11 protein-coding genes are annotated in these 11,986 nt (G+C 40.9%); 7 read left to right on the top strand and 4 right to left on the bottom strand.

Annotation, left to right across the window (positions count from 1 at the left end):
- Nucleotides 1-668 precede the first annotated feature (668 nt).
- The 3 genes from CDG77_RS01230 to CDG77_RS01220 all read left to right on the top strand — a co-directional run bounded on the left by CDG77_RS01230 (nucleotide 669) and on the right by CDG77_RS01220 (nucleotide 3,340).
- Nucleotides 669-1,208 (top strand): YqeG family HAD IIIA-type phosphatase, encoded by a 540-nt coding sequence (locus CDG77_RS01230; protein WP_094327481.1) that lies wholly within the window; start codon nucleotides 669-671, stop codon nucleotides 1,206-1,208.
- A gap of 382 nt (nucleotides 1,209-1,590) precedes the next feature.
- On the top strand, nucleotides 1,591-2,700 hold the full coding sequence (gene proB, locus CDG77_RS01225) for a glutamate 5-kinase (RefSeq protein ID WP_094327480.1): 1,110 nt from the start codon (nucleotides 1,591-1,593) through the stop codon (nucleotides 2,698-2,700).
- 52 nt (nucleotides 2,701-2,752) lie between these two features.
- Nucleotides 2,753-3,340 (top strand): Uma2 family endonuclease, encoded by a 588-nt coding sequence (locus tag CDG77_RS01220; RefSeq protein WP_094327479.1) that lies wholly within the window; start codon nucleotides 2,753-2,755, stop codon nucleotides 3,338-3,340.
- 262 nt (nucleotides 3,341-3,602) lie between these two features.
- On the opposite strand, the gene CDG77_RS01215 is transcribed toward CDG77_RS01220, so the two are convergent.
- From CDG77_RS01215 to CDG77_RS01205, 3 genes are read right to left on the bottom strand one after another with little or no spacing between them, the layout of a single operon-like run.
- Nucleotides 3,603-4,244: an HAD family hydrolase gene (locus tag CDG77_RS01215; RefSeq protein WP_094327478.1), complete on the bottom strand. Its 642-nt coding sequence runs from the start codon at nucleotides 4,242-4,244 to the stop codon at nucleotides 3,603-3,605.
- A gap of 9 nt (nucleotides 4,245-4,253) precedes the next feature.
- On the bottom strand, nucleotides 4,254-5,237 hold the full coding sequence (locus CDG77_RS01210; protein WP_094327477.1) for an ROK family protein: 984 nt from the start codon (nucleotides 5,235-5,237) through the stop codon (nucleotides 4,254-4,256).
- Nucleotides 5,238-5,990, bottom strand: coding sequence for a Mut7-C RNAse domain-containing protein (locus CDG77_RS01205; RefSeq protein WP_094327476.1), 753 nt, complete (start codon nucleotides 5,988-5,990; stop codon nucleotides 5,238-5,240).
- Nucleotides 5,991-7,084: 1,094 nt separating this feature from the next.
- Here CDG77_RS01205 and CDG77_RS01195 point away from each other — a divergent pair.
- A complete protein-coding gene (locus CDG77_RS01195; protein ID WP_094327474.1) occupies nucleotides 7,085-8,062 on the top strand; it encodes a sucrase ferredoxin in 978 nt (325 codons plus the stop codon).
- Between the two features lie 111 nt (nucleotides 8,063-8,173).
- On the opposite strand, the gene CDG77_RS01190 is transcribed toward CDG77_RS01195, so the two are convergent.
- Entirely contained in the window at nucleotides 8,174-9,442 is a 1,269-nt protein-coding gene (locus tag CDG77_RS01190) for an aliphatic sulfonate ABC transporter substrate-binding protein (protein ID WP_094327473.1), read from the bottom strand.
- A gap of 325 nt (nucleotides 9,443-9,767) precedes the next feature.
- On the opposite strand from CDG77_RS01190, the gene CDG77_RS01185 reads away from it, so the two are divergent.
- The 3 genes from CDG77_RS01185 to CDG77_RS01180 all read left to right on the top strand — a co-directional run bounded on the left by CDG77_RS01185 (nucleotide 9,768) and on the right by CDG77_RS01180 (nucleotide 11,943).
- Entirely contained in the window at nucleotides 9,768-11,006 is a 1,239-nt protein-coding gene (locus tag CDG77_RS01185) for an RNA-guided endonuclease InsQ/TnpB family protein (RefSeq protein WP_094327472.1), read from the top strand.
- Nucleotides 11,007-11,069: 63 nt separating this feature from the next.
- On the top strand, nucleotides 11,070-11,213 hold the full coding sequence (locus CDG77_RS36165; RefSeq protein WP_223269679.1) for a hypothetical protein: 144 nt from the start codon (nucleotides 11,070-11,072) through the stop codon (nucleotides 11,211-11,213).
- A gap of 61 nt (nucleotides 11,214-11,274) precedes the next feature.
- The gene (locus tag CDG77_RS01180; protein WP_094327493.1) at nucleotides 11,275-11,943 is read left to right on the top strand and encodes a cadmium resistance transporter; all 669 of its coding nucleotides are present in this window, start codon (nucleotides 11,275-11,277) and stop codon (nucleotides 11,941-11,943) included.
- Nucleotides 11,944-11,986: the final 43 nt, after the last annotated feature.

Raw genomic sequence — 11,986 nt, 5'->3', positions numbered from 1 at the left:
CAAGAACCCCACCCCCAACCCCCTCCCCGCAAGCGAGGAGGGGGCTATGATGTAAGTCATGTGATTAAGAAACGCTATAGCCTGGTTCTGAGTACTTAGTTAAAGAGTGTTTTCCCAACAATTCTGTAAATCAAATCCCCAATGAGAGCAAAAACATTGAATTTTGTAAATCTAAAAAATTATATTTAATTATTTTCTTCAAATATTAACATATATTAAGCTACTTTTAAGAAGTTTTTTTTACATTCAATATTTATTTTTACTTCCACGTTTACAACAAAACTAATTTCAATTGTTGCAGGGTCAATTAAGTAGGTAGGCATAATTAAACATCAAATAAGATCCTAGCTCCTCGTGAGCGATTCATCGCTCAAAAAAAGAATTATCAGGACTAAAGTCCCGACTACGAACTTTGATTTATTCAAGAGGAAGGAAATGAAATTAGGAAAATTGATGATGCTGTAAAACTGGGGGATGTTTGATTTTTTTGAACTTATCATAAAACGATGTATTTATTGATTTGAATAAATATTAAATTAGAGAGATAGATAATATTTTAGTTATTTTATCTCAAAATGTTCAGGGGGATATTCCAGAATGGAGTTCGACTAACTAAACTATATTGGGTTATGCTCATTTGTCTGAGCTATTAAATTTGACTGTTGACTATGGCCTGGAACAATCTTTTGCAACCTGATTTGATTTTAGAAGGTTCAGTGTTGAACCTAACACCAGATATTATCCAAAAATACGGACTGAAGGGGCTGGTATTGGATGTAGATGAAACTTTAGTACCCTTTACAGTAGGGATGGCTTCGCCAGAACTCCGAGAGTGGGTGGAGCAAATTCGCACCTGTACTGCATTGTGTTTGGTGAGTAACAACCTGAGTGAAGCACGAATTGGGGGAATTGCGCGATCGCTCAACCTACCTTACTATTTAGGTGCAGCGAAGCCTTCCCGACGCAAAATTAGGGCAGCAGTCAGGACAATGGATCTACCAGTGCATCAAGTGGGGATGGTAGGCGATCGCTTATTTACCGATGTCATCGCAGGTAATCGCTTAGGGATGTTTACCATTTTAGTTGAACCCATTGTCCACGCCGATGCAGCTTTGCGTTCTCATCCCGTCCGCAACTTTGAAGTTTGGGTATCCGAAATTTTGGGAGCCTCTATTACCCCCAAGAAAAGCAAGATTCACAAAACTTGAAAAATCGTCAGGAAAGTAAATCTAAAGAAATGCTTAAGGAATCTTACTGGAAGCTAAAAATCGGGGATCATAAGTATTAATAACATGGGGTCAGCCAAAAAAGACCCTAACTCATACTAAGTAAATATACTTGCGTAAAGCGTCAACCTTCACTATAGAGGGATTGGCGCTTTACAAATTTAGTTAGGAGTTAGAAGTTATGAGTTATGAATTAAGGGACTTCCAAATAAAAAAATATCCCAAATTTTCTTGTGGGATGGGCATCTTGCCCGTCCCCAATATTAGGACGGGCAAGATGCCCATCCTACAAATGAATAATTTATTTCTTGGAAAGCCCTAAATTCAACTCCTAACTCCTCACTCCTAACTCCTCACTTTTTAGATGTCACTAACAATTGTTGTCAAAATCGGTACTTCTAGCCTTACTCAACCAGAAACGGGACAATTAGCACTTTCTACGATCGCTACTTTGGCAGAAACACTCTGCCATTTGAGAAGCCAAGGACATCGGGTAATTTTGGTTTCTTCTGGGGCTGTGGGCGTGGGTTGTGCGCGGTTGGGCTTAACTGAACGTCCGAAAGCGATCGCACTCAAACAAGCTGTAGCAGCAGTTGGACAAGGTAGGCTAATCCGTATATATGATGATTTATTCACTACTCTGCAACAGGCGATCGCTCAAGTATTATTGACACGTAGCGACTTAGTACAGCGCAGCCGCTATCTCAATGCTTACAATACTTTCCAGGAATTACTAGGACTGGGAGTAATCCCCATAGTTAATGAAAATGATACTGTAGCGATAGACGAACTAAAATTTGGTGATAATGATACCCTTTCGGCATTGGTTGCCAGCTTAGTAGAAGCAGATTGGCTATTTTTACTTACCGATGTCGATCGCCTCTACTCAGCCGATCCCCGTTCAGTGCCAGATGCTCGACCGATCGCTTTAGTTAGTAGCATTAAAGAATTAGCAGAATTACAAATACAAACAGGTTCCCAAGGTTCTCAGTGGGGGACTGGCGGGATGCTAACAAAAATTTCGGCTGCGAGAATTGCGATCGCTGCGGGAGTGCGGACTGTAATTACTCAAGGGCGATTTCCCCGGAATATCGAAAAAATTATTCAAGGTGAACTGATTGGGACGCATTTTGAACCGCAACCTGAACCAACTTCAGCGCGTAAACGTTGGATAGCTTACGGACTTTTACCTGCGGGTAAATTGTATTTAGATGAAGGTGCGATCGCGGCAATTTCTCTAGGGGGAAAATCGTTATTAGCTGCTGGGATTAAAGCAGTAGAAGGAGAGTTTAACACACAAGATGCGGTCCAGTTGTGTGACAGCAATGGTAACGAAATTGCTAGAGGACTTGTGAATTACAACAGCAACAATCTGCAAAAGATTCGCGGTTGTCATTCACGAGAAATTCCGACAATTTTAGGCTATGCCGGTGTAGAAACAGTAATTCACCGAGATAATTTAGTTTTGACTTAAAATGTAAATAAGATAATTTTCGTAACTACTAACTGGGAGAGTAAAAAATCTTATGACTCAAACGTTAGAAAATACTATTAACTTACCAGAAGAACAACGCTTTTTCCGGCATGGATTAACTTGGGAACAGTTTAAAGCAATTCAAGCCAGCTTTGAAAATGTACCAGGTGTGCGGCTGTTTTATTGTGATGGAGTCTTAGAAATAGTGACAATTGGTAAGCCTCATGAGGCTATTAGGTGTTTACTGGGTCTGCTGCTGGGGCAGTATTTCGTGGAACAGAGGATTGAATTTTTCCCTAGTGGGAGTTTTAGCCAGATTATTCCCAATATATTAGAATATCAAGCAGATTTATCTTATTGCTTTGGAACCGACAAATCTATACCAGACCTGTGTATTGAAGTGGTGATTACCAGTGGTAGTCCTATAAAGTTACAGAAGTACAAGTTAATGCGAGTTCCAGAAGTTTGGTTTTGGGAAGATGGCACAATTGAAGTTTACTGCTTACGAGAACAAGAATATGAGAAAGTTGTTCACAGCGAGTTATTTCCAGAATTAGATTTATCCCTGCTAAATCGTTGTCTTTTATTATCTTCTCCCTTGGAAGCAGTTAGAGAATTTCGCCAAGCTATTCAGAAATAATATTAGGTGGAAACAAAAGAAAACATTTGAATATCGCTCACAATGTTAAATAGAACGACTTGAAAAAAACAAACTATATAAAGTAATATAAATTTACCGGAAATTAGTTCGTAGTAAGGACTTTAGTCCTATTTGAGAACTAAAGTTCTCACTACAAACCTTTAATCATTTACCCTGTTCTACTTAATTTTGACCGTGAGACTCATAATTAAAGAAAACAACAATTGAATCTACCAAAGAAGCATTATTTGACATCTGCTTTTTAATCGTGTGACAACAAAGAGGGCAGTTGATACATGGAGTGGAAGACACGCGCTCCAGATGCCTCAAGTAGAGTAGCCTCACTTTGCTCGGTGTAACCTAAAACTCTCATACCAGCAGCAACACCTGCACGCACACCCAAAATACTATCTTCTATAACAGTGCAAGATGGAGCTTGAAACCCCATATTTTTAGCTGCATGTAAAAACAAGTCGGGTGCCGGTTTCCAGCTTCCAATTTGATATGAGCTAAAGATACGTCCTTCAAATCGAGGTAGTAGGTTAGTTACACGCAAAGCTAACTTAATTTTTTCCGGTGGGCCACTGGAAGCAACGCAAATAGGTAGATTAATCTTGTCTAAAGCTGCTTCTATTCCTTCTACAGGAAGTAGTTCACGCTCGAATGCTTCAGCAGTGCGGGTACGAAGCTGAGTCACAAAATCTTGCGGCAGATTTTTTCCAAGTTTTTGCTCAATGACAGCAACACAATCAGCCATTTTGCAACCCTTAAATAACAAAATGGCTTCTTCAAGTTTCATTGCAAGTCCAAACTCAGCCACAAATTCTACAAGAACGCGATTGCCTAATCCTTCACTGTCTACTAACACTCCATCACAGTCAAAAATAACTAGTTCTGTTTGCATTTATACACATCACTCATTTACAAATTGAGGATTTGCAATCAAAGCGATCGCCACACCGCCCCACAAAGGCGCATCATCCCCCAGAACCGCCGGCACAATTTCAAAATCAACCTCCGGTAAAGCCGTCTCCCGCGACACCTGACGCACCACCCGCCAAAAATCCTCCCCCGCCTTCATCACACCACCTCCCAACACAAAGCGCTGCGGATTCATCAAGTTCGCCACATTGCCAATACCCACACCCAGCGCCCAAGCAGCCTTATGCAAAACTTCCCTTGCCAATTCATCCCCAGCAGCAGCCGCTTCAGCTACCAACTGTCCCGTCAACAACCTTAAATCATCCCCCACCAAATCCCTCAAAACCTTTCCATCTCTGAGTTCTCCGCGCCTCTGTGGTTCGTTCTCCAAAATTTCCCTAACATTTCGCGCCATATAAGGCCCCGAAGCCAAACGTTCCACACATCCCCGCTTCCCACACAAACAAACTGGCCCAGCTGGATCTACAACGATATGTCCAATTTCGCCAGCCATCCCACCAGCACCCCGCCAAGGTTGCCCGTTGAGTATCCAACCACCACCCACGCCAGTGCTGACAGTAATATAAAACAGACTATCGTATCCCTGTCCCGCACCAAAACGATGTTCTCCCAAAGCAGCGATATTCGCATCATTATCTACACCAACACTCACACCAAACTCATCCTCCAACAACTCTTTGAGAGGAATGTTTTCCCATCCAGCCACATGATGAGATAGTCGCACCGTCCCCGTGGAAGCGTCTACTGGGCCGCCAAAGCTGACACCGATCGCAGCAGGTTTTGCATCTTCTAACAGCGAGTAAATGAGCGATCGCATAATTCCCAAGTCAGTGCTAGCATCTGCACCTACTGGCGAGAGACGACGTTCATAACGCAACCACTTTCTCGAACCGATATTTACCAATCCTGCTGCTAGCTTAGTTCCACCAAAATCGAGAGCTAAAATTAATGTCATTCACTCACCTTTTCTTGAGTTCAACACTCCATCAATAAACTGTTGCAATCGTTCATAATGTGAACCTTTCCAATAAATGCGATCGCAGTCTTGGCAACGCTGAAATTCATCAATGTGCGATCGCACGTTTTCTGGCACTTGCTCAATAATCGATTGCTTATCTACAGATTCTAATAATCCATTGCAACGCAAACACCGTTTAAATGGTGCAATTAATTTAAATAAGTCGAAGCGTTGCAGTACTTCTATAATTTGTTCTTGAGGGTTAGTATTTCTAACATAATACCCGTGCGTTACCAAACTACGCATTAATAGCCCTTTATCACGAGTCAAAAGAATCCGCCCTTGAGTGTGGGATATTTGGGCTAACTCCTCATCTTCATAGTCATTGCGATATAAAGTATCAAAACCTAAAAGTCGTAGAGATGTCGCCAGCTTCCCCAAATGAATATCTAAAACAAAGCGAATAGTAGCGATCGGTTCTGGTAAAACAGAAATGCTTGGTAGAATAACATTCCTAGCTGAAATTGGATAAACATTAATAGTATCTCCACCGGAAACAATGTAAGAAAAATTTACATATTCACCATTAACATTTATAAAATCAACTTCTGGATGAGGCACACCCAACGACTCAATCATGTCCTTAATTGAGGCTTTCTCCTCAAAAAAATGGCAGATTTTCACCTGCTTGTGATGCCGTGGTAAAAAATGATTCAATTCTGCATGAAAGTAGAAATATGCGATCGCCATAGCCACAGATATTTGGATTACCCTACTGGCAACAATTTGTCACAATTGCAAAACTTTATCTATTGTATGGAAGGAATGAATGCTTGTTCAAGTGAGCTATCTCCACTATAAAATGCCTATGTCCCTTGATTTAAACAACCTTATAGAGGCAACAAAGGATAAAGGAATTATAAAGATTATCAAATACTTGCATTTATTATTGAGTTCAGTTAGAGTCAAAGCAGATACATATAATCAAACCCTGACATAAGCTTCAGGAAGTTAGATTAGGTAAAAGGGTAAATAACAGGTTTGTTAATGTTGATGTCAGTGACGCGGGTAATAATTAGTCACTAGTTTTGAACATTAATTTATTGCACATGAAGCATGGGGCAGTAAAGCACTTACCCCTAATTTGGTTGTTTTTATTTTTCTATCCTAATTGAGAATTATTTGCAATATGTATAAATGTATAGATATATTAAAAGCAGATAGCGTGGAAAAACTTTTCAACCAGTATTGGCTTAACAAGAAATTATCTAGTTATCAAGTGTTTACGCATCTATCTTTAGAAAGATGTTCTTCACAAGAAGAGCAAAAATTATATTTTTATATCTAAAAACAGGATTTGTAACTAGCTATGTAAATAATTTCAGCAAAACTTTAAATAAGTAGGTTACTGCTAGCAATATTTTTGATTGTAGTCTCAGCTACATTTATCTTGTCAGCAAGTTGATCGTCGGTAATTATCCAAGTTGCTTTGCGTCTGTGTATAAGGCTGAATCTATTTAATTTTGCCAAAGAAAACAAGTTAAGCAAAGCCGAGTTACAGCAAGTAAAAATTTATAAAATACCAAATAACAATAAAACTAGATACAAAATTAACGCCACTCCTACGGAAAAATATCTCTTGACACTGTTTATCTCTATTGTGGAGAATTTATTAACCGGAAAGACCTCGATAAATAATGATGTTATAAAGTGGCTACCTAGTTTTAACAGGGAAATGAATATTGTTCTTTTTTATCTCCTTTAGCCAAGGATATTGTAGCTAAGAACACAATTGTATTTTGTAATACCTTTTGTCCATAAAATACGCTAATGAGTACAGCGAGATGAATACTTTTTTTTGTTCTGATGAGTCACAGCAAGTAGGAGAAGATGTTATTGGTAGCGCCACCAATTATCAAACCTATATTTTAGTTGAGTGTCCTTTACCTTGGACATCAGAACCTTTTAATTCAAAATGGGTGCCCCAGAACTTGAGGGTTTTGGTAGAGGAACTGAAGCGTGCTAAATTACCGATTAGATTTCTTTTAATTGCTAATGATGTCTCACATAAAGTAAATCAGACTACGCTTTTAATTTATCAAAAAGAAGAGGGATTAAGTAATGGATACCATAAGCAAGAATTTCAGCTAGGAAATATTGAGCAAGTAGCAGCAGTTGTCCAAAAATGGTTATGGGGTATCAGTTCTAATTCTGAGGTAGAAAGTAGTATAGCTAGAGATATTTTAGTTTGTACCCACGGAAGCCATGATAAGTGCTGTGCTAGATATGGCGCTCCTTTTTACTTTAATGTTACAGCTAGTAATGCTGATTTGTGCTTAGATAATGTGCGAATTTGGAAATCATCGCACTTTGGGGGACATCGGTTTGCACCAACAATCATAGATTTGCCAGAAGGAAGATACTATGGTCGTCTCGATCGAGATTCATTTAGAGCGATTTTGACTCGGACTGGTGATATTCAATGCTTACAGAAAGTCTATCGAGGCTGGGGAATTCTACCTGCTGCACTTCAGGTTTTGGAAAGAGAACTAATCCTTAAAAACGGATGGGATTGGTTTAACTACAAAGTTGCAGGTAAAATTTTAGAGCAAAGTTTAGACAATAATACTATTCTGGGTGAGCTAAGTTTTGAACAACCTTCTGGTTCTCTCTACACTTACCAAGCTAAACTTGTGAAAGATGAAACAAGAACTCAACAATTGAAGAGTTCATGCAATGCTACAAAAGAATTGGTAGTTACTAAATATGCTGTAGGTAGTCTTTGGCTTACCTCTAATAAGGTAATGACTTATAGTACATAAAAGGCTGGGGTATACATCTATCTAATTGGTCAATCCCTGCATCCACGAAAACTATCAAATTTCTTTTTTCTTCCCCTACTTCCCCAGGCTTGTTTTTCCCTCAGTGTCGAATTAATAAGTCCAGTTTTGCTTAGTCTGTAAGCTATAGGTTCCATCTTGCACATTCACTCGCTCAGGAATCAGATTTAGATCCCTAAACACATTTGCTTGATGCTGTAGAGCAGTGAGTGATTGATCGTCAATGGGGATGATGGCACGTTCGGCACTACGTTGCTGTAAAGTTTCTACAATGGATGGATCGATTTCATGGTTTTGTGCCATTCGTTGAACCGCTTCCAATTCCTGTCTCTTAGCCCAAGCTCCAGCTTCGTTTACCTCTTCTAAAATTACCTTGAGCAGGTCGGGATAGTCGCGTACTATCTCTGGAATCGCGTAGTAATAAGTCGGAACTTCTATGGAAGCTTTGTCACCAAATATGCTCTCCAGATCGGCAATCGATCGCCCTGGGTAAGAGCTTCGGGTCTGAGTTGCTGTGTAGGGAACCCAAATCACCCAAGCATCAACCTCACCACGGCGGAATCGGGGTAGCGCCTCCGGCTGTGTGAGATAAACTGGCTCAATGTCACTAAAATCTAGACCTACTTTCGCCAGCGATCGCACAAGCACATAATGGGCGCTTGAACCTTTGTCAAAAGCTATCTTTTTACCCTTCAAGTCTGCTAGTGTCTGAATCGGCGAATCTTCCGGTACTAAAATCGCTTGACCTTTAGGAGCGGTATATTTTTCTTTTGCTACCCGCACAAATACATGATCTGCTGCTTGAGAAAAGATGCTGGCCGTGCCGCCACCGCCGCAGAAGTCAATTGTCCCGTTACTGAGTGCTTCTATTAAAGAAGAGGCTGATAAAAAGCTTGCCCAAGTGACACTCAGCCCATAAGGTTGCAAACGCGTTTCGAGCAAGCCTTGAGTCCTGAGAACTTCTAGATTTGTCATCCCCTCTGGATACCCAATTTTGAGTTGCTTGAGCCGCCGCGCTTGTTCAGCTAAGGGTGTGTTGCTAGATCCAACAGAACGGCTAGAAAACCAGCGATCCAAAGCTATACAAAAAATTATGCCTCCCACAAATAGCCCTACGGTTTCTAGTAACCGAGTTGTCGAATTTTTGGGTATTTGGAACTGATTTAGTAGAGAGGAGAGTGTATTAGTAGATTCAGAAGCGACAGCAGCATGACCGTCAAAAGCCAGAGTCAAGACCAAACTGGCAGCAAGACCGATGCAAAATAAGACTGCAAACCTGTATCTCCGAATGGCTGCTCTGAGCGACTGTAAGATGTTTTGACCTGTGCTTCTAGGCAGAAGGTTAATGAAACGGCTAATCATTATGAGTCCTTGGCTGAAATAACCATCTATTTGGTTAGGCGGATGATTTGAAGGGTTTGGGCTGAAACCCCTCTAGTAATTGATCCTGGTAATGAATGGCGCATTACATCCGAGAATGCAGCCAGAGTGTTATACTTTTTTGGGTCGTTTATCGAATCGCTGTAATACCCCTGCCTCAACGTCTCGTAGTTCGTTCGTGGATGTAAAGCGGTTAAAAACTTACCACTATGCAGACTCATATTGAGCGTCAGCGAAATGAAGTCTGTATAATAGCGAAGTTTTTAACAATCATAGTATACTATTTATGTCGATTTAGATTATATAAATGATAGTATTTGAGGCGAAACTTGAAGGACAAAACGAGCAGTATCGAGCGCTTGATGAAGCGATTAGAACTGCTCGTTTTGTGCGTAATAGTTGCCTGAGATACTGGATGGATAGCAAGGGTATTGGACGCTATGACCTGAATAAATTCTGCGCTGTGCTTGCTGCTAATATTGAGTTTCTTTGGGTATCAAAGCTCAACTCAATGGCAAGACAAGCCAGTGCTGAAAGAGCCTGGTCTGCCATTGCTCGATTTTTTGATAACTGCAATAAATCTTCACCGGGGAAAAAGGGATTTCCAAAGTTTAAGAAAGAGCAAACGCACGGTTCTGTTGAGTACAAAACCTGTGGGTGGAGACTTGACGATGACCGGAAATACATCACTTTCACCGACGGATTCAAGGCGGGAACCTTTAAACTTTGGGGAACCCGTGACCTGCATTTTTACCAACTTAAGCAGTTTAAAAGAGTGCGGGTTGTGCGTCGTGCAGACGGGTATTATGCCCAGTTTTGCATTGACCAAGAACGAGTAGAAAGGCATGAACCAACGGGTAAAACTATTGGCATTGATGTTGGCTTGAATCACTTTTACACCGATACTAATGGTGAAACTGTCGCCAATCCTAGACATCTCCGTAAAAGTGAAAAGTCTTTAAAACGGCTGCAACGTCGTTTGTCCAAGACTAAAAAGGGTTCTCAAAACAGAGTTAAGTTTAGAAATAAACTTGCGCGTCTTCACCTCAAAGTAAGTCGCCAGCGTAAAGACTTTGCTGTAAAAACAGCAAGGTGCGTGGTGAGGTCTAACGACCTCGTGGCATACGAGGATTTGCTCATTGCGAATATGGTCAAGAATCATCGCTTGGCTAAATCAATTAGTGATGCGTCGTGGTCGCTGTTCCGTGAATGGGTTGAGTATTTTGGTAAAGTGTTTGGCGTGGTGACAGTTGCTGTGCCGCCTCACTATACTTCGCAAAATTGCTCTAATTGTGGGCAAATTGTCAAGAAATCTCTGAGTACTAGAACCCATTCTTGTCCTCATTGTGGACATACCCAAGATAGAGATTGGAATGCAGCACGTAACATATTAGAAAAAGGTCTGAGTACGGTGGGTCACACCGGAACTAAGGCCTCTGGAGAGACCGATCAATACTTGAGTGAGGCAACTCATAAAAGCAAATCAACTCGTGGAAAGAGGAAACCCAAAGAGCGATCTTTGGAATCCCCACCCTCTACGGAGTAGGGTGGGGAGGATGTCAAATATTATTACTGAGGCTTACCCCATTTTTTTTTGAAGTTAGAGAAATTGGTAAATAACTTAGGTTTTTGGATGATGGCAGTGGAACCAACATCCAAGATTAATTCCCTCTGTTGGCGATCGCCTCCGGTAGAGTGTGACTTATGGAAATCTGAGATAAACAAACCCTATTTATCGATATCGTGGGGCTGATTGCTCAGGTTGAGCAATTGGTAATTTCGGTCATCAAACAGGTGTTGAGCGAGTGATGGTGATGGATTGGTTAATTGCAACAATTAAGATTGGGCTAGCTGCTGCTATAGCAACAACCTTTGACGACAATATTTATCTGACTGCTTTTTTTAGCTCAGTTAATCGGACTTTTCGGCCTCAGCACGTTGTAGTTGGTGAGCTTCTAGGGTTCACGGGATTAGTGATAGTAAGTTTGATTGGTTTCTTAGTGGGCCTAGCAATTCCGTCAACTTGGATTGGTCTATTAGGGATTCTGCCGATACTCATTGGTTTGAACAATTTACGCAACCTTAATCAGGATGACTCAAATGAAGATAAGTCAGCCAATCTGAAAATAAACTCTAAATATCGAGGATTTGATTCCAGAAAGCGATCGCTCTGGGACGTAATCCGCGATCCACAAACCTATCGTGTCTCTGCCGTCACGCTTGCCAACGGTGGTAACAATTTGGGGATCTATATTCCCCTATTTGCCACTAGCTCAATCCAAAATTTGTCCGTAATCATACCAGTTTGCTATGTCATTGTTTTATGCTGGCTATTGATGTCCTATAACCTAACTCGCCTACCTGGTATTGCTTTAGTCCTCAGTCGCTATGCTAGTAAGATATTTCCCTTTGTACTAATGTGGCTGGGCTATAGAATTTTGATGGATAGCGAATCTTATCGGCTTTTTCTACCGAAGAGTTGACAGTAAAGGGGACTGGGGAGAAATAATTGCTAACTCCTCACTT

Origin of the sequence: Nostoc sp. 'Peltigera membranacea cyanobiont' 213 (assembly GCF_002245975.1) — a bacterium.
Classification (GTDB): Bacteria; Cyanobacteriota; Cyanobacteriia; order Cyanobacteriales; family Nostocaceae; genus Nostoc.
This window is presented reverse-complemented; position numbering and strand designations above follow the sequence as displayed.